This window comes from Paracoccus nototheniae, from assembly GCF_004335005.1.
GTDB classification, from domain to species: Bacteria; Pseudomonadota; Alphaproteobacteria; order Rhodobacterales; family Rhodobacteraceae; genus Paracoccus; species Paracoccus nototheniae.
Map to the genome: position 1 here is coordinate 22,238 of NZ_RQRT01000037.1, position 18,798 is coordinate 41,035.

At 66.6% G+C, this 18,798-nt stretch carries 12 protein-coding genes; 7 read left to right on the plus strand and 5 right to left on the minus strand.

Annotated elements, in window-relative coordinates; translation table 11 throughout:
* Window positions 1–192: 192 nt before the first annotated feature.
* The 6 genes from EG885_RS13670 to EG885_RS13695 are packed head-to-tail and all read left to right on the plus strand — an operon-like array spanning window position 193 to window position 8,546.
* On the plus strand, window positions 193–1,485 hold the full coding sequence (locus tag EG885_RS13670; RefSeq protein ID WP_131575496.1) for an ABC transporter substrate-binding protein: 1,293 nt from the start codon (window positions 193–195) through the stop codon (window positions 1,483–1,485).
* A gap of 4 nt (window positions 1,486–1,489) precedes the next feature.
* Window positions 1,490–2,377, plus strand: a complete 888-nt coding sequence (ntrB, locus tag EG885_RS13675) for a nitrate ABC transporter permease (protein ID WP_131575498.1) — start codon at window positions 1,490–1,492, stop codon at window positions 2,375–2,377.
* Window positions 2,378–2,388: 11 nt separating this feature from the next.
* Window positions 2,389–3,183, plus strand: a complete 795-nt coding sequence (locus EG885_RS13680; protein ID WP_242679654.1) for an ABC transporter ATP-binding protein — start codon at window positions 2,389–2,391, stop codon at window positions 3,181–3,183.
* A 4-nt stretch (window positions 3,184–3,187) separates the two neighbouring features.
* Entirely contained in the window at window positions 3,188–5,617 is a 2,430-nt protein-coding gene (nirB, locus tag EG885_RS13685) for a nitrite reductase large subunit NirB (RefSeq protein WP_131575502.1), read from the plus strand.
* Window positions 5,614–5,943, plus strand: a complete 330-nt coding sequence (gene nirD, locus EG885_RS13690) for a nitrite reductase small subunit NirD (RefSeq protein WP_131575504.1) — start codon at window positions 5,614–5,616, stop codon at window positions 5,941–5,943. The genes nirB and nirD overlap by 4 nt, the downstream gene beginning before the upstream one ends.
* On the plus strand, window positions 5,940–8,546 hold the full coding sequence (locus EG885_RS13695) for a nitrate reductase (RefSeq protein ID WP_131575507.1): 2,607 nt from the start codon (window positions 5,940–5,942) through the stop codon (window positions 8,544–8,546). Before nirD ends, EG885_RS13695 begins: the two co-directional genes overlap by 4 nt.
* A gap of 130 nt (window positions 8,547–8,676) precedes the next feature.
* On the opposite strand, the gene EG885_RS13700 is transcribed toward EG885_RS13695, so the two are convergent.
* The 4 genes from EG885_RS13700 to nadA all read right to left on the minus strand — a co-directional run bounded on the left by EG885_RS13700 (window position 8,677) and on the right by nadA (window position 14,382).
* Window positions 8,677–10,851 carry an esterase-like activity of phytase family protein gene (locus tag EG885_RS13700; RefSeq protein ID WP_165571139.1) on the minus strand — a complete coding sequence of 725 codons (2,175 nt, stop codon included), beginning with the start codon at window positions 10,849–10,851 and terminating at the stop codon, window positions 8,677–8,679.
* A gap of 99 nt (window positions 10,852–10,950) precedes the next feature.
* On the minus strand, window positions 10,951–11,796 hold the full coding sequence (nadC, locus tag EG885_RS13705; protein WP_131575512.1) for a carboxylating nicotinate-nucleotide diphosphorylase: 846 nt from the start codon (window positions 11,794–11,796) through the stop codon (window positions 10,951–10,953).
* Window positions 11,793–13,325, minus strand: coding sequence for an L-aspartate oxidase (locus tag EG885_RS13710; protein ID WP_131575514.1), 1,533 nt, complete (start codon window positions 13,323–13,325; stop codon window positions 11,793–11,795). Before EG885_RS13710 ends, nadC begins: the two co-directional genes overlap by 4 nt.
* A gap of 4 nt (window positions 13,326–13,329) precedes the next feature.
* Window positions 13,330–14,382, minus strand: coding sequence for a quinolinate synthase NadA (nadA, locus tag EG885_RS13715; protein ID WP_131575516.1), 1,053 nt, complete (start codon window positions 14,380–14,382; stop codon window positions 13,330–13,332).
* Between the two features lie 380 nt (window positions 14,383–14,762).
* Here nadA and EG885_RS13720 point away from each other — a divergent pair, with 380 nt between their 5' ends.
* Window positions 14,763–15,992, plus strand: coding sequence for a GGDEF domain-containing protein (locus EG885_RS13720; protein ID WP_131575518.1), 1,230 nt, complete (start codon window positions 14,763–14,765; stop codon window positions 15,990–15,992).
* Window positions 15,993–16,344: 352 nt separating this feature from the next.
* Here EG885_RS13720 and EG885_RS23455 read toward each other — a convergent pair.
* The coding region (locus EG885_RS23455) for a Hint domain-containing protein (RefSeq protein WP_207392278.1) at window positions 16,345–18,798 on the minus strand (2,454 nt) is incomplete at its 5' end.

The window sequence follows — 18,798 nt, forward strand, 5'->3', positions numbered from 1 at the left end:
TAACTGGTTCGCGATGCTTGATGAAAGGCGGATGCAACGGCGCTCCGCGTTTCGATCTGGCCGCAAGGACGCGGCTCCCCCCATTCCGGCAATGTCGCCACCTGTTCGCACCCCTTCCTTGGGCTGCGACCGGTGGCTTTTCGTGTTTTCGCGCCCGCCCCTTTCTCCGTGGGCCAGCCAAGGATAAGCCAGATGAGCTTGATCAAACCGCCCTCTCGCCGTCGTTTCCTGCAAGCCTCGGGTGCATTGGCCACAATGGCCGCCGCCCGCATCGCCCTGCCCGGTGGCGCATGGGCGCAGACCACCGCCACACCCGAGGTCACCGGCTGCAAACTGGGTTACATCGCCCTGACCGACAGCGCACCGCTGATCATCGCGGTCGAAAAGGGCTTCTTCGCCAAACATGGCATGCCCGACGTGCTGGTCGAAAAGCAGGCCAGCTGGGGTGCCACGCGCGACAACATGGCCCTAGGCTCGGATTCGGGCGGCATTGATGGCGGGCACATCCTGCGGCCCAAGGTGCATCTCTATTCCACCGGCAGCGTCATGCAGAACAGCCAGCCTTTGCCCATGTACACGCTGCTGAACCTGAACGAGGACGGACAGGGCCTGTCCGTGCGTCAGGAATACGCCGACAGCGGCGTGGGACTGGATTCAAGCCCGCTGAAGGACATCTTTGCCGCCCGCCGCGCCGCAGGCGAAGAGATCCCGGTGGCGATGACCTTCCCCGGCGGCACGCATGATCTGTGGATGCGCTATTGGCTGGCGGCGGGCGGAATCGATCCGACCAGTGAGGTCGATCTGATCGTCGTGCCGCCCCCGCAGATGGTCGCCAACATGAAGGTCGGGAACATGGAGGCCTTTTGCGTGGGCGAGCCGTGGAACGAACAACTGGTCAACCAGAATATCGGCTTTACCGCCGCCACCACGGGCGAATTGTGGGCGCGTCACCCCGAAAAGGTGCTGGGCATGCGCGCCGATTGGGTCGACGCCAATCCCAACGCCACGATCGCCGTCATGATGGCGGTGATGGAGGCGCAGATGTGGTGCGACCTGCCCGAGAACAAGCAGGAGATGGCCGAGATCATCGGACGTCGCCAATGGTACAACGTCCCCGTCGCCGACATCGTCGGGCGCATTCAGGGCCAGATCAACTATGGCAATGGCCGCAACGAGCTGCGCCCGGAGCTGGCCATGAAATTCTGGGGCGAGAACGGAGAGACCTCGTATCCGTGGAAATCGCTGGATGCGTGGTTCATCACCGAGAACAAGCGGTGGGGCTATCTGCCCGGCGATCTGGACACGGCGGCGCTGGTCAATGCGACCAACCGGTCCGATCTGTGGCTGGCGGCCGCGGCGGGCCTTGGCCTCAGCGTCGATTTCGGCGACAGCCGCGGGGTCGAGACGTTCTTTGACGGCAAGACCTTCGATCCCGCCGATCCGCAGGCCTATCTGGACGCCCAGTCCATCAAGGCGATGGTGTGATCCGATGAACGTCACAGCCCTCAAGCGCAAACTGGACCTGACCCCCAAACCCGTAGCCCCGGTCACGGCGCTGCCCCCCCGCACGCCCGACCGGCTGGCCCCCTGGCGCAAGCGCGGGGTGGCGCTGGCCAATGCGGTCCTGCCGCCGCTGGTGGTGCTGATCGTGCTGCTGAGCATCTGGCAGATCGGTGCATCGGGTGAGGGCAGCGGCCTGCCCACGCCCATGCAGGTCTGGACCGACAGCGGCTTTCTGTTCCTAGAGCCGTTCTATGTCTATGGCACGCAGGATATCGGCCTTGGCTGGCGCGTCCTGACCTCGCTCGAACGGGTGTTCTACGGCTTTGGTCTGGCCGCCGTGGTGGGCGTGCTGACCGGCGCGGTCATCGGGCAATCGGCGCTGATGATGCGCGGCTTCGATCCGATCTTTCAGATCCTGCGCACCGTGCCCCCCCTGGCATGGCTGCCCATCAGCCTTGCGGCCTTCATGGACAGCGGCCCAAGCGCGATCTTCGTGATCTTCATCACCGCGATCTGGCCCGTGATCATCAACACCGCCGCAGGCGTGCGCGCCATCCCGCAGGATTACCGCAATGTCGCCGCCGTCCTGCGCCTGAACCAGATCGAGTTCTTCTGGAAGATCATGATCCCCTCGGCCGCGCCCTATATCTTTTCGGGGCTGCGTATCGGTGTCGGCCTGTCCTGGCTGGCCATCGTGGCGGCAGAGATGCTGACCGGCGGCGTGGGCATCGGGTTCTTCATCTGGGATGCGTGGAATTCCTCGCGGCTCAGCGACATCATCGTGGCCCTCGCCTATATCGGCGGCACGGGCTTTATCCTTGATCGTCTGGTCGGCTGGATCGGACGCGTCGTCTCTCGCGGCACGGCTGTGTAAGGGGAATGACCATGAAATATCTGGCAATCGAACATCTGTCCAAGACCTTCGTGAACGGGGCCAAGACGGCGCATGTGCTGTCCGACATCAACCTGTCGATCGACAAGGGCGAATTCGTCAGCATCATCGGCCATTCCGGCTGCGGGAAATCGACCCTGCTGAACCTGATCGCCGGGCTGACCGACGTGACCACCGGCGGCATCCTGCTGGACGGACGAGAGGTGAACGCGCCCGGCCCCGACCGCGCCGTGGTGTTTCAGAACCACTCGCTGCTGCCCTGGCTGTCGGTCTATGACAATATCAAGCTGGCGGTGACCAAGGTCTTCGGGTCCACGAAAACCCGCGCGGAACGCCACGACTGGATCATGCAGAACCTCGATCTGGTTCAGATGAGCCACGCCGCCGACAAGCGCCCCGCCGAAATCTCGGGCGGGATGCGCCAGCGCGTGGGCATCGCCCGGGCGCTGGCGATGGAGCCAAAGGTCCTGCTGCTGGACGAACCCTTTGGCGCGCTGGACGCCCTGACCCGCGCCCATCTGCAGGACGCGGTGATGGACATCCATGCCCGCCTTGGCAATACGATGATCATGATCACCCATGATGTGGACGAGGCCGTTCTGCTGGCCGACCGCATCGTGATGATGACCAACGGCCCCGCCGCCACCATCGGCGAGGTGCTGACCGTGCCCCTGCCCCGCCCCCGCGACCGCATCCGTCTGGCCAGCCAGCCCGATTACGTCAAGGCGCGCGAGGCCGTGCTGCGGTTCCTCTATGAACGTCACCGCTTCGTCGAAGCCGCGGAGTAAGCCCATGACACGCAAATTAGTTGTGATCGGCGCGGGCATGGCCTCGGGCCGGATGCTCGAACAATTGTTCGAACACGCCCCCGGCGAATGGGACGTGACCCTGTTCAACGCCGAACCGCGCGGCAATTACAACCGGCTGATGCTGTCGCCGGTCCTGTCGGGCGACAAGACCTATGACCAGATCGTCACCCATGACGACGACTGGTATCTGGCCCACGGCGTCACTTGCCGCTTTGGCGAATCCGTCACCGCCATCGACCGCGAGGCGCAGGTGGTTCATGGCAAGAACGGCCCGGTCGAATACGACGCGCTGGTCATCGCCACCGGCTCGGCCCCGTTCATCATCCCGCTGCCGGGGCACAAGCTGCCCGGCGTCGTGGCCTATCGCGATCTGGAAGACACCAATGCGATGATCGAGGCCAGCCGTCCCGGCACCTCGGCCGTGGTCATCGGCGGCGGGTTGCTGGGGCTGGAGGCCGCCGCCGGCATGGCCGCGCGGGGGGCCGAGGTGACCGTCATCCACCTGATGGGCCATCTGATGGAACGCCAGCTGGACCCCGCCGCAGGCTATCTGCTGCAAAAGGATCTGGAAAAGCGCGGCATCCGCATTCATTGCACGGGCGCGACCAAGGCGATTCTCGGGACTGACAGGGTCGAGGCCGTGGCTCTGGAAGACGGCACCACCTATCCCGCCGATCTGGTCTGCATGGCCGTGGGCATCCGCCCCGAAACCCGGCTGGCCAATGATGCGGGGCTGGAGGTCGCGCGCGGCATCACCGTCACCGACCAGATGCGGACCAGCGATCCGGCGATCTTTGCGCTTGGCGAATGCGTGGAACATGACGGGCAGCTGTTCGGTCTGGTCGCGCCGCTTTACGATCAGGCCAAGGTTCTGGCCGCGACGCTGGCAGGCACGGACGCCGCCTTCAAGCCCGTCCAGACCGCGACCAAGCTGAAGGTCACCGGCTGCGATCTGTTCAGCGCGGGCGATTTTGCCGACGGCCCGGGGCGCGAGGATATCGTCTTCCGCGACCCCGGACGCGGCATCTACAAGCGCCTGATCCTGGAAGGCGATCGCCTGATCGGCGCCGTCATGTATGGCGACACGGCGGACGGTGCCTGGTTCTTTGACAAGATCCGCAGCGGGGCCGATATCAGCGTCGACCGCGACACGCTGATCTTTGGCCCGGCCTTCGTCGGAGGTGCCCAAGCGGACCCTCTGGCAGCCGTTGCAGCCTTGCCGCCTGAGGCGGAAATCTGTGGCTGCAACGGCGTATGCAAGGGAACCATCGTCACCGCCATTCAGGGCGGTGCCAGCACGTTGGACGCGGTGCGCGGGCTGACCAAGGCCAGCGCATCCTGCGGCACCTGCACCGGGCTGGTCGAACAGGTCATGGCGCTGACGCTTGGCGACAGCTTTGCCGCCAATGCCAACCCGCCCATGTGCAAATGCACCGATCACACGCATGAGGACGTGCGCCGCCTGATCAAGTCGATGGGCCTGAAATCCATCCCCGCCGTCATGCAGGATCTGGGCTGGAAAACCGTGGGCGGCTGCGCATCGTGTCGTCCGGCGCTGAATTACTATCTGCTGGCCGACTGGCCGCTGGATTATCGTGACGATCGCCAAAGCCGCTTCGTCAATGAACGAAACCACGCCAATATCCAAAAGGACGGCACCTATTCCGTCGTGCCGCGCATGTGGGGCGGCGTCACGACCAGCACCGAATTGCGCGCCATCGCGGATGCCGCCGACCGCTATGCGGTGCCCCTGATCAAGGTCACCGGCGGCCAGCGCATCGACCTGCTGGGCGTCAAGAAAGAGGATCTGCCCGCGATCTGGTCCGATTTCAATCAGGCCGGGATGGTGTCAGGCCATGCCTATGCCAAGGGGCTGCGGACGGTAAAAACCTGCGTGGGCACGGATTTCTGCCGCTTTGGCACGCAGGATTCGACCGGTCTGGGCATCCGGCTGGAGAAATTGCTGTGGGGGTCGTGGACGCCCGCCAAGGTCAAGCTGGGCGTCTCGGGTTGTCCCAGGAACTGCGCCGAGGCGACCTGCAAGGATATCGGCGTCATCTGCGTGGACAGCGGGTTCCAGATCAGCGTGGCAGGGGCTGCGGGCATGGATGTGCGGGAAACCGTGCCCCTGCTGACCGTGGAAACCGAGGATGAGGTCTGCGACATGATCGCAGCCTTTGTGCAGCTTTATCGCGAACATGCCCGCTATCTGCACCGGATCTATAAATGGGTGGACAAGGTGGGGCTGGACTGGTGCCGCGACCAGGTTGCGGACCCCGATATCCGCGCCGGTCTGCTGGCCCGGTTCCAGCTGTCGCAATCGGTCTATCAGACCGATCCCTGGGCCGAACTGGCCGCGCGTCCCGCCGATTGGGCACCGGTTGCCGATCTGCGCATGAGGGCTGCCGAATGACCCGGTTCATCGACATCGCCGCGCTGGAGGATATCCCCCCGCAGGGCGCCCGCGTGGTGCGCACACAGCACGGCTGCGTCGCGGTCTTTCGCACCGCCGACGACCGGGTCTTTGCGCTGGACGACCGCTGCCCCCACAAGGGCGGGCCTTTGTCCGAAGGCATCGTGCATGGCACGCAGGTGACCTGCCCCCTGCACAACTGGGTTTTCGAAATGGCCACGGGACAGGCGCAGGGCGCGGATGACGGCATGGTCGCCACCCATCCGGTGCGCGTCGAAGGCGGGCGCATCTGGCTGGACGCATCCGCCATCCGGCGCGTCGCATGAGCGGCGCGGTCAGGACCACCTGCCCCTATTGCGGGGTGGGCTGCGGCGTGCTGGCCATGCCGGACGGCAAGGGCGGGCTGGCGATCACGGGCGATCCCGACCACCCGGCCAACCGCGGCCGCCTGTGCGTCAAGGGCGCGGCCCTTGGCGAGACCGTCGACACCAGCGGCCGCCTGCTGGCCCCCCGGATCGGCGGCGCGGATGCGCCCTGGGGTCAGGCGCTGGACCTGATCGCCGACCGCTTCACCGATGCCATCGCCCAATACGGGCCGGATTCGGTGGCGATGTATGTCTCGGGTCAGTTGCTGACCGAGGATTACTATGTCGCCAACAAGCTGATGAAGGGCTTTGTCGGCAGCGCCAATATCGACACGAATTCGCGGCTGTGCATGGCCTCCAGCGTGGCGGGCCACCGGCGGGCCTTTGGCAGCGACACCGTGCCCGGCCTTTATGACGATCTGGAACAGGCCGATCTGGTGGTGCTGACCGGATCGAACCTCGCATGGTGCCATCCGGTCCTGCATCAGCGCATTCTGGCCGCCAAGGCCGCGCGGCCCGACATGAAGATCGTCGTCATCGACCCCCGCCGCACCGCCACCTGCGAGGGTGCCGACCTGCATCTGGACATCGCACCCGGCGCGGATGCGCATCTGTTCAACCTGCTGTTGTGCCATCTGTTCGATACCGAACAGACCAGCGCGACGTTCCTGCCCCATGTCACCGGCTTTGACGCCGCCCTGACCGCCGCACGGGCGGCGACCGCGCAGGCGACCGGGCTGGACCCTGCCGATCTGGCGACCTTTCTGGACCTGTGGGCGGGCACGGAAAAGACCGTCACCGTCTATTCCCAGGGCATCAACCAGTCCGACAGCGGCACGGACAAGGTGAATGCGATCCTGAACTGTCATCTGGCGACGGGCCGGATCGGGCGTCCCGGCATGGGCCCCTTCAGCGTCACCGGCCAACCCAATGCCATGGGCGGACGAGAGGTCGGCGGGCTGGCCAATATGCTGGCCTGCCATCTGGAGCTGGAAAACCCCGCCCATCGCCGCGCCGTCCAGACTTTCTGGAACGCCCCCCGCATGGCCGATCGCCCCGGTCTCAAGGCCGTGGACATGTTCCGCGCGGTCGAGGACGGGCGCATCAAGGCGCTGTGGATCATCCACACCAACCCCGCCGTGACCATGCCCGATGCCGACCGCGTCGCCCGCGCGATCAAGGCCTGCGATTTCGTGGCGGTCAGCGAGGTCTGGCCCGACACCGACACCGCCCGGCTGGCCGATGTGCTGCTGCCGGCCTCGGCCTGGGGCGAAAAGGACGGCACGGTCACCAATTCCGAACGCATGATCAGCCGCCAGCGCGCGGCCCTGCCCGCGCCGGGGCAGGCGCGGCCCGACTGGTGGGCCATCGCGCAGGTCGCGCGGCGCATGGGGTTTCAGGGCTTCGACTGGCAGGATCCGGCAGCGATCTTTGCCGAATACGCGGCGCTGTCGGGGGTGGCGGGCGCCTTGGGCAGCGATTTCGACATCTCGGATCTGGCCGGGGCGGATTACGGCGCGCTGGCGCCGGTTCTGTGGCCGCAGGGTCCGGCGCAGCGAGGCGGGCGGTTCTTTGGCACGGGGCGGTTCCACACGCCCGACGGGCGCGCCCGGATGGTGCCGGTCACCGCCGCCCTGCCCGCACGGGCGCCGGGGCAGATGCTGCTGAACACCGGGCGCATCCGCGATCAATGGCACACGATGACCCGCACCGCCCTGTCGCCGCGCCTGTCGCGCCATCTGGCCGAACCCTATCTGGAGCTGCACCCCGATGACGCCGCGCACCTGACCCTCGCCCCCGCCGATCTGGCGCAGGTCGACAGTCCGCAGGGCCGGGCGCTGCTGCGCGTCCTGATCAGCGACCGCGTGGCCCCCGGCCATCCCTTCGCCCCGATCCACTGGACCGGCCAGACGGCCCCCACCGGACGCATCGACGCGCTGGTGCCGGGGTTGAGCGACCCGATCTCGGGTCAGCCCGCCAGCAAATCGGCGCCGGTCACGGTCACCCGCTATGGCGCGGCATGGCATGGCTATCTGCTGACAACGCGGTCCGTGACGCCCGATTGCGCCTATTGGGCGCGCGCGCGCCTGCGCGGCGGCTGGCAGATCGAGATGGCCGATGCCTCCCCCGTCCCCGACTGGCAGCTTTGGGCCGAGGAACTGCTGGGCCTTGGCGCGCCCTCGATGCAGTTGGGCGATGCCCGGCGCGGCGTGCATCGCATGGCGTTTCACCATCAGGGCCGGCTGGCGGCGGCGCTGTTCGTGGCGCCGGGTCCGGTGCTGTTGTCACGCGATCATCTGGCGGGCCTGCTGGGCGGGCCGATGGCGGACGCGGACAGCCACCCGCTGGCAGGCCGCCCGCCCGCCGACCGGCCCGATCCCGGCCCGGTGATCTGCGCGTGTCTGAACGTGGGACGCACGACGATCCTGAACGCCATCCTGCAGGGCACCGACAGCGTCGAGGCGCTTGGAACGACCCTTGGCGCAGGCAGCAACTGCGGATCCTGCCGTCCCGAACTGGCGGCCCTGATCTCGGGTCACCGCCGCCAGCTGGCCGCTGAATAAACCTCAAAGGCCGGGCGCCCGGAACGATCCGGGCGCCCGCCTGACGTCACTGGCCTGACGTCACAGAGCTGACGTCACAGGGCTGACGTCACAGGGCTGACGTCACAGGGCTGACGTCACTGGACCAACATCACTGGGCGTCGCGCATGGCCCCCACGGACCAGAACAGCGTCTCGCCCGAACTGTCATCGACACCGTCATTATCGGTGACCATCCAGCCCTCGCCGCCCGCGTCGATGGCAAAGCCCTCGACCTTGTCGACCACATAGCCGCCTTGCGATTGCAGATCGGGGATCAGGTCGCGGACCTCTTCTTTGGTCACCACGGGCAGCGTCTGACCCAAAGCCACAGGGGCCAGATCGGCCAGCGGCACGCGGAACAGCTTTTTCACCACGGCGGCGGCACCGATCAAGTTGTCGCGTTCGATGACATAGGCCCAGTCCCCGTCGATGGTGATCTCGGACAGGCCCATCCAGCCCTCGCCCGCAGGCTCCAGCGGATAGGCGACCGCGCCCCATTCCTCGCTGTCCAGATCATAAGAGACCAGCTTGACCTGCCCCTCGGGATCGTCGCCCCATTCGCGCTGCACGGCCATCCACAGCCGGTCGCCCTGCAGGGCGATGCCTTCGAAACCAGAGCGGGTCTCATGCGCCAGCAGGTCGGCGGGCAGACCGATCTCGGCCTGAATCTCTCCTGTCCCGTCGACGTGATAGATCGCATGCGGGATCAGCCGGTCGCTGCGCCCGTCGGATGCCAGCCAGAAACCACCCTGACCATCGGGGGCGATCCCTTCCAGATCCAGCTTTTGCGCCGGATCCCCGTTGCGGGTGACCACGGTTTTCGCGGTGATGCGCGCCGGGGTCTGGGTCGCGTCGATGGTATAGATCGCGGGGTGGGCGCCATAGACGCTGTCGGACACCGCGAACAGCTGGCCCGGCGCATCGCCCGCCGCCAGACCGGACAGCGCGCCCCATCCGATCATCTCGTCCGCCCCCTCCGATGTCAGCATCGGATAGGCGGCAGGCGCATCGCCCGCCTGAAACAGCATGACATGGGCGCGCGCGCCACCGTCTTCGCCCAGATCGGCCTCGTTCGCGGTGACCAGCAGGTTGCGCGCGGGCAGGGCCACGATGCCTTCGGGGCTGATCCCCGAGGGCAGCAGCTGCGTCAGGCGCGGCGCGGTCAGGTCAGTGACATCATAGACCCCGATGATCGAGCCGCGTTCGGACACCACAAAGACGTAAGGCGTGCCGTCGAATGTCGCGACCTCGATCGATTCCGGCTCGACCCCTTTGGCATCAGACCGCTTGTCGGGGTAATGGCCCGCCGCAATCACCGCATGTTCGAAGCTGTTGCCTGAATCGTAGACGACCGTGCCGTCGCGGTTGAAAATCGTCCAGCCGCGCGATCCGCCCTCGTAATCGCCCTCGTTCGCGGTGGCGAAATGATCGGCGTCGATCCATTTCACCGCATCAGGTTCGCGCGGCAGATCGCTCAGCCTGTCGGTGAAAGTCAACGCGCCATCGTCTTTCGCATCCACGCCCTCCAGGCTGACCGTGCCCGCGCTGAAATGCGAGGCGACCGCACCATCGGCACCGATCACCACGATATGGTTGTTTTCCTGAAGGGTGACGACGATCTCTCCGGCCTCGTTGATATCGACATATTCGGATTCAGGATCGTCGGCGCCGATCTCGGCCAGACCGGTCATCTCGATGCGCTGCTGGCCGTCGCAATCCAGTTCGCCATTCGTCACCGGCAGTTTGACCACATATCCCGCAGGCATCTGCGGCAACGCGCCGTCATTCAGATCCTCGTCGCGCTGATTCTCGATCGCGACGGCCAGAAAGCTGCCATCGGGCGATCTGGCCACGGAATCCGGCTGCCCGCCCAGATCGCACGAGGCCAGAACCGCGTGGCTGTCCAGATCCAGCACCCGCAATTGCCCCGAAGGATCCGTGAAGGATGCCGAGGTATCGACGCCGACAAAGACCCGGTTGCCGATGATCACCGCCGTCGTCGGCTCTCCCTCCATGGCGACATTGCCAAGGGGTTTGGGGGCGGTGGGATCGGTGATGTCCAGAAAACCCAGCACGCCCAGGGGGCTGTCGGAATAGACGACCGTGTTGCCATCCTCGGAGGCCGAGATGATCTCGGCCGAGGTCGGGCGGGCGCGGTCCTCCCCTGCGGCCATGTTGTCGGGCGTGGCAAAGGCGGCGATCCGGTTGAAGGTCGTGTCGGACAGGGCGGGCATGGCGGTCGCCAGGGCGATGGCCGAGGTCAGAAGCGCGAATTTATGCATGATGGACAGTCCCCTATGCTGATCAGGGGCCTGTCTGACTGCGCATGATGTCAGTGCTGCGACAGATTGGCGACTTTTTTGGGACAGGCTGTGCGGTGGCCCTTACAGATCCAGCCCCAGATCCAGCACCCGGACCGAATGGGTCAGCGCCCCGACCGAAATGTAATCCACCCCGGTCGCCGCCACCCGCGCGATCCGGTCCAGCACCATATTGCCCGATGCCTCCAGCACCACGCGCCCCTGCCCCATCTCGACCGCGCGGGCCAGCGTCGTGTCGTCCATGTTGTCCAGCAGCACGACATGGGCGCCACCCTCGTCCAGCACCTGCGCCAGCTGGTCCAGATCATCCACCTCGATCTCGACCCGCATCATATGCGAGGCGCGGGCCTTGACCGCGCGCAGAACAGGGCCGATGCCACCCGCCGCCGCGATATGGTTGTCCTTGATCAGGATCGCATCGGACAGCGACACCCGATGATTGAACCCACCACCATGCAGCACGGCCTGTTTCTCCACCAGCCGCAGACCCGGCGTGGTCTTGCGGGTGCAGGTGATGCGGGTGTGGGTGCCACGCGTCCCGGCGACAAAGGCCGCCGTCATCGTGGCGATGCCCGACAGACGGCCCGCGAAATTCAGCGCCACGCGTTCCGCCGACAGGATCGCGGCGGCGTCGCCTTCGATTGAGGCCAGCGTGGCACCGGCGTCAAACCCCGTGCCGTCGGGCACCAGCACGTTCAGGCGCAGATCGGGGTCGATCAGCCGGAAGGCCAGCGCCGCCAGCGCCATCCCCGAGGCGGTGCCCGCCTCTCGCGCGCGGATCCGGCCTTGGGCGCGGGTGCCATGGGGGATGACCGTGCGGGTGGTGATGTCGCCGTGGCTGCCCAGATCCTCGATCAGGGCGGCGCGCAGCAGGGGTTCAAGGATCAGGTCGGGCAAGGGCGGGATCATGCGGGCCTCGGTTCCGGGATCAGGGCCTGCGCCTCGGCCAAAGTCAGGCGGCTGCGGCGGGCAAGGGACAGGGTGTCGGGATAATCTGTGCGGCAATGCGCACCCCGGCTTTCGCGGCGCACCAGGGCTGCCGCGCAGATCAGCGTCGCGGTGGCGGTCATGTTCGCCAGCTGCGGGCTGTCGGGCTGGGCGCGGGCGATCTTCGCGATGCGATCCAGCGCGCGGGTCAGCCCGGCCTGATCGCGCAGCACGCCCGCGCCATCGGTCATCGCATCGCGCAGCCGCGCGACCAGCGCCGGATCGGGCAAAGGCGCCGCCGCCGGATCGGGCAGCGTCACCGGCGGCGCAGGGGGCCCGTCGCGCCCGATGGACAGGGCGGCACGGCGGGCCATGACCAGCGCCTCCAGCAACCCGTTCGAGGCCAGCCGGTTCGCCCCGTGCAGCCCGGTCGAGGCCGCCTCGCCACAGGCCCAGAGGCCGGACAGGCTGCTGCGGCCCTGCGCATCGGTGTCGATGCCGCCCATATGATAATGCGCCGCCGCCGCCACCGGGACCGGCTGGCGCGCGGGGTCGATGCCCGCGGCAGTGCAGGCCGCCGAGACGGCCGGAAAGCGCGTGCCCAGATCGGGCAGCGCCCGGCAATCCAGTGCCGGTTCGCGGCCCGCGACGGTTTCGGCGTAAACGCCCCGCGCCACGATATCGCGCGGCGCCAGTTCGGCATCGGGATGCAGCGCCGCCATGAAACGCCCGCCCGCGCGATTGATCAGACGCGCGCCTTCGCCCCGCAGCGCCTCGGTCGCCAAAGGTGCGGGATCGGTGCCGCAGGCGATGGCGGTCGGGTGAAACTGCACGAATTCCGCGTCGGCGATCACCGCCCCCGCACGGGCGGCCATGCCCACAGCCTCGCCCCGGATGCGCGGCGGGTTGGTCGTCACGGCAAACAGCCCGCCTGCACCACCGCCCGCGATCAGCACCGCAGGCGCCATGACGGACACCGGCACCGACCCCGCCGCCCGCGCCAGATCGACGCCCGCAACATGACCACCGCGCATCACCAGCCCGGTCGCGACCCACCCCTCGGCCACCTGAACCGAGGGCGCGGCGCGCACGGCGGCGACCAGCGCCTGCATGATCTTTGCCCCCGCCTGATCGCCCTTGACGCGGACCACGCGCGCGCAGCCATGCGCGGCCTCTTGCGACAGCACATAGCCGCCCGCCGCATCACGGTCGAAGGGCGTGCCAAGCGCCGTCAGGGTCAGGATGTGATCCGGCGCCTCGGCGGTCACCAGAGCGGCCATCGCGGCATCGACCAGCCCGGCCCCGGCCCGCACCGTATCGGCGGCATGGGCGGCGGGACTGTCGGCGGGGTCCATCGCAGCGGCCACCCCGCCCTGCGCCCAAGCCGAACTGGCCCCCTGCCCAAGCGCATCGGGGCTGATCATCAGAACAGGTCGCGGCGCCAGCACCAGCGCCGCATACAGCGCCCCCAGCCCGGCGCCGATGATGACCACCCGGTCCGTGGCGATCATCGGATCACGAGGCCAGTTGGCGCGACAGATCGATCATCCGCTGCACCGCCAGCCGGGCGGGGGCGGCGATGGCGGGATCGACCTCGACCACGCCGGTCATCGAATGCAGCGACCACAGCACCTTTTCCAGCGTGATCTTTTTCATATGCGGGCACATGTTGCAGGGGCCCAGAAACTCGACACCCGGATGCGCGTCCGCGATATTCGCCGCCATCGAGCATTCGGTGACCAGCATCGCCTTGGCGGGCTGTTCGCGCCCGACCCATTCGATGATATGCGCGGTCGAGCCTACGAAATCGGCCTCGGCCACGACATCGGGGGGGCATTCGGGATGGGCGATGATGCGCAGGCCCGGATGCCAGTCGCGGAAATCGCGCAGATCCTGCGGGGTAAAGCGCTCATGCACGATGCAGGCCCCGTCCCACCAGACGATGCGCTTCTGCGGCACCTGCGCAGCGACGTTCTGGGCCAGCCATTTGTCGGGCGTCATGATCACCGTATCGCCGGGCATGGCCGCAACGATCTGCGCCGCATTGGACGAGGTGCAGCAGATGTCGGACGCCGCCTTGACCGCCGCCGAGGTGTTGACATAGCTGACCACCTTCGCGCCCGGATAGCGCGCCCGCATCGCGGCCACGCCTTCGGCGGTGATGCTTTCGGCCAGCGAACAGCCCGCCTGCATGTCGGGCATCAGCACGATGCGCGACGGGTTCAGGATCTTCGAGGTTTCGGCCATGAAATGCACGCCGCATTGCACGATGACCGGGGCGGTGGTCCGCGTCGCCTCGATCGCCAGCTGCAGGCTGTCGCCCACCACATCGGCGATCCCGTGATAAATGTCGGGCGTCATGTAGTTATGCGCCAGCACCACCGCGCCGCGTTCGGCCTTCAGCCGGTTGATCGCGGCGACATAGGGTGCGGCGATGGCCCAATCGGGAAAGGGCATCGCCCGGTTCATGCGGGCATGAATATCCGACATCTGCGCGGCCAGCGCGACCGAGGGGGCCAGATCGTAATGCCGGTCCAGCTCGGCGCGGATGGTGGTCAGGTCCAGCAAGATCGGCTCCTCCTCCGATGCGCCCCCTCGGATGCGCCCTTTGCGGGGTTGCGCAGATCGTCAGGGCGACGACTGGCGGCTGGCATAGTCGATGGCTGACGCAAGGGCAACTTTATTCACGCGCGACAGGATGGCGTGGGGACCGTTTGTGGCCCGTGACCGGTCCAGACCCCGACCCCGACCCCGACCCCGAAAAGGGCCGCCACGCGTCGCGATCCCATCAAAACCCGGGCAAGGGTCCGGTCGCCGCGCCTGCAACCTGTGGCAGAACGCCCACGATCCGCCGCGCCATGCGACACAGGGCGGAAACATCCCGTAACTGTACCGAACAGTGTCGATTTATTCCGGGCCATGACGCATAAGGTTTAAGACGATGCCTGATGGAAACTGCCCTTGCCGTGCACCATATCCTGATCCTGATCCTGATCCATACTTTGGGCCTGATGGCCGTCGCGGTCTTCTTTTATGGCCGGGTTCAGCACTGGATCCGGCACCGCCTGCTGCGGCGGACGGTCACGGGGATCGTCTTCGGCATCGCCACGGTGATCGTGATGCTGCAACCGATCGACCTTGGGGCGGGCTTTCAGGCTGATGCCCGGGGCGCCTTTGTCGGCATCGCCTCGGTCTTTGCGGGATGGCCGGGGGCATTGGCCGTGATGGTGATCACCGCCGTGGCCCGGATGATCATCGGCGGCAATGGCGCCCTGACGGGCGCGCTTGTCATCATCGTGACAGGGATAAGCGCGGTCTCGGTGGGTGCCCTTGCGCCGCCGGGGCGCAGGCTGGACAGGCTGCGCTGGCTGTTGATCGGGGCCGCATGCGTTGTGCCGACGACGCTGGCGCTGATGATCTTTACCGCCGCCAGCCTGCCCACCACGATGTTCGTCACCGCCCTGACGGCGCTGACCGCGCTGGTCTTTTCCAAGATGCTTGAAACCGAGCAGCGGCGCGGCAGGCGCGAACGCGCGCTGGCCCAGCACGCCGCCACCGATCCCCTGACCGACCTGCCCAACCGCCGAAGCTTCGAGGATTACACCCGGCAGCTTGAGGCGGCAAAGGTTCGGGACGTGATCCTGCTGCTGCTGGATATCGATCATTTCAAGCAGATCAACGACCGCTATGGCCATGATGTCGGGGACACGACCCTGCGGGCCATCGGCGCCGCCATCCGGTCCTGCATGCGCCCCACCGATTTCGCGGCCCGCGTCGGAGGCGAGGAATTTGCCGTCGTCATCAGGACCACAAGCCCCGCCGATGGCCGCCGCATCGCCGAGCGCTTCCGCGAAGAACTGCGCATTCCCATCGCGGCGTTTTCGGGGCCCCGATCTTCAGGCGGTGCACCTTCAGGCGGTGGGTCTTCAGGCGGTGGGTCTTCAGGTGGGGCGGGACCGGGGGCGCCGCTGGCGAGGGCCGCACCCACAGCGGGATCGGCGGTCGGGGATCAGCGCACGACCGTCAGCATCGGCGGCTTTGATCTGGTCGGCCAGCCCTATGACCATCGTCTGGCCTATCGCGGGGCGGACGAGGCGCTTTACCGCTCGAAGCATTACGGGCGAGACCGGGTGACCGTGACGCGGGGGGCGGCGACGCCCCTGATGTCGGTGGGATGACCGGGGTCTGCCGCGCCATCCACCGGGCCGTGGCACCGCTGATATGACTGCCCGTCCCGGCGGGGCCTTTCGGATGCCGGGGCCGCCGTTCGGCCAGTCCGGGCAGGCATCCGCTAGCGGACCTGTCTCATTAGACAGGCAGACAATTGCAGCGCCAATGAGTATAACAAACATATCAGCCGAGTGACCTTGTAAAGTTTTTAAAGAGTTCGGTGACTCGGCTGATGGGCCTCCTCTCGTGACCTGCCTGATGGGCCTTTCGGACCAAGGCATCTGGCGGCCACACCGGGCGCGCAATCGATCCCCGATCAGATGAGATTGCGATCAAGGCGCACGGATCGCCCCGCCAATCCTATCGACGGATGCGCACGACACCCTGACCATCCCAAGCCGCCGTCTTCATGCCCTGCAGCGGCCTGCCATGCTGTTGATGGCGGGCGGCCAGGGTTCTCGCACGATGGCCCTGCACCACCGGTCGGGCATGCAAGGCAACATGGCCCGGATCGGCCAGCAGCGGGAACAGATCCAGAATCTCGGCCAGAGCCTGCGGCGGGACCGCGCGCAGCGCCTCGGGGCCGGTGAACAGGCTTTCGGTCAGTGCCCCTTCCGAACGGATCACCTGATGCGCGTCGAACAGCAGGTGCCAGTAATCGACCTGCGTCAGATCCAGCGCGACATGGATGCCCGCCGTCCCCACCAGCTTGCAGGCCGCGACCAGCACCTCGGCGGCGCCAGCCATCCGCAGGGCGATGGGGGACCGCACCAGCACCCGATGCTGGGGCGAGACGATCAGCGCGCGCAAGGGCAGCCCGCCGCCAAGCGCCCCCGCCGGAATGCGGACCGGGGCCAGATGCGGGCGGGCAATCAGATAGACCGCGCTGCGGCCGATCCAGCGCAGCGGCCGATCGCCATGATCCAGCGTCATGACAAGATCGCCCACGGCAAGGCTTTCGATCGGCCTCGGGCCGGTGGCGGTGTCGATCAGCGTGCCGCTGGCAAAGCAGGTGACGCCGGTCTGCGTGGCGGTCAGCCCGCCGGTGACGCCGGTCATGGTCAGACCCGGACCGGTCATGTCGGCGCCGTTGAAGCTGATGATCCCGTCGGTCAGATCGTGGTTCATCGCCTGCAGAGGGGTCGTGAACCCGGTGCCGCTCTCCGCATTATAGGCCGCAAGCGTCCCCTCGTTGAACAGTCCCGACAGGTCCACGACATCACCGGTTCCGAAATCCGTGATCGTGGTGTCGCCGGTCCCGTCCCAGACAAAGACATCATCGCCCGGCCCGCCGGTCAGCGTGTTGCTGCCCGATCCGCCGTCCAGCACATCATCGCCGGAGCCGCCGCTGAGCACATCGTCACCGGCACCGCCCAGCAGGGTGTCGTCGCCGTCGCCCCCCAGCAGCGTGTCATCCCCGTCGGGATAGACCGGCACGCCGTTGGCGTCGAAGCGTTGGATGAAGAGCTGCTGTTGTAAAATACCGTCAGGGTCACCTGAGATTGAGTCACGAGTTCCCCAGGTGACGACAAAACCGCCATCCGCCAATGGCGCGATTTTTGGGGCAGTGTCCTGTTGCCAGTCCGTTTCCAAGCCTTGAAGACGGCTCTTATCTCCGACAGGGGCGCCATCTGCACCAAAGCTTTGGACAAAGATATCCCGCCCTTGCCTGCCCGTGGTCTCTCCGGACCATGCCACGGCGAAACCACCATCCTGCAGCGCGGCGACTTGCGGCGTCGTGTCGGCCCTGTCGCCCGCGATGCCCTGAAGCCGCTGAAGATCGGCAGCCGGCGCGCCATCCGCGCCGAACTGCTGCACGAAGATATCGCCACGCTGCCCGTCCGACGTAAAACCCAGCCACGTCACCACAAAACCACCGTCAGCCAAGGACGAAATCAGGGGATTGGAATCCGACTCTCCGGCCATGCCTTCCAATCGATGAGGATCCCCCGCCGGGGCACCATCGGCGCCGAATGTCTGGACAAAGTTGTCGGCACCTCCGCCGTCTGTGCTGCGGGCGTTCCATGTCACGGCATAGCCGTTGTCGGACAACGTCGCCACCTGCGGATATTGGTTCTGTCTGTAGTCTTCGGGCGGCGCCTGCAATGGCTGAACCTCACCCACCAATTCGCCATCTGAATCGAACCGCTGCACGAAATTGGCTGAGGCGCCCTCCCACGTTACGACGAAACCGCCATCCTCCAAGGCTGCGCCCTCGGGAAAGCGGTCCGTCAGGCGCCCGGCCTCGCCTTGCACCTGTTGCAATGCCCCGACCGCCGCGCCATCCGCATCGAAGGTCTGGACAAAGATCTCGAAGCCTTGCCCGTCAGTCCCGAAAGGTCCGCTTGGCGTGCCCCCGCTCCAGGTCATGGCAAAACCGCCGTCGGGCAGTGGGATGATCTGGGCCTGACTGTCACTCAAGTTTCCGGCCATGCCCTGCAGCCGCTGCAGATCGCCCGCCTCTTCTCCATCGGCGCCAAAGCGCTGCACGAAAACATCCGTGCCCTGTCGATCAGACGTGGCCCCGGTCCAGCTGACCACGAAGCCGCCATCCGGCAAGGGTTCGATCTGCGGCAACTGATCGTCCAGATTGCCCGTCATTCCCTGCAGCCGCGTCACGTCTCCAGCTGCGAGCCCCTCAGAGTCATAACGCTGGACAAAGATCTCGCGCCCCTGATTGGCGTAATTGGGGTCATAGTTCTCTTCGTCGGGGGTCGGCACCGACGCCTCCCAAGTGACCGCGAAGCCACCATCTGTCAGCCCCGCGGTCTGATAGCGAAAGTCGGGGTTGACCCAATCCGTCCCCCGCCCCTC

Bases quoted from the DNA above. Each gene is read 5' to 3' on its own strand.
- EG885_RS13680 (WP_242679654.1), top strand. From the start codon at position 2,389: ATGAAATATCTGGCAATCGAACATCTGTCCAAGACCTTCGTGAACGGG.
- nirB (WP_131575502.1), top strand. From the start codon at position 3,188: ATGACACGCAAATTAGTTGTGATCGGCGCGGGCATGGCCTCGGGCCGG.
- EG885_RS13670 (WP_131575496.1), top strand. From the start codon at position 193: ATGAGCTTGATCAAACCGCCCTCTCGCCGTCGTTTCCTGCAAGCCTCG.
- nirD (WP_131575504.1), top strand. From the start codon at position 5,614: ATGACCCGGTTCATCGACATCGCCGCGCTGGAGGATATCCCCCCGCAG.
- EG885_RS13710 (WP_131575514.1), bottom strand. From the start codon at position 13,325: ATGATCGCCACGGACCGGGTGGTCATCATCGGCGCCGGGCTGGGGGCG.
- ntrB (WP_131575498.1), top strand. From the start codon at position 1,490: ATGAACGTCACAGCCCTCAAGCGCAAACTGGACCTGACCCCCAAACCC.
- nadC (WP_131575512.1), bottom strand. From the start codon at position 11,796: ATGATCCCGCCCTTGCCCGACCTGATCCTTGAACCCCTGCTGCGCGCC.
- EG885_RS13695 (WP_131575507.1), top strand. From the start codon at position 5,940: ATGAGCGGCGCGGTCAGGACCACCTGCCCCTATTGCGGGGTGGGCTGC.
- EG885_RS13720 (WP_131575518.1), top strand. From the start codon at position 14,763: ATGGAAACTGCCCTTGCCGTGCACCATATCCTGATCCTGATCCTGATC.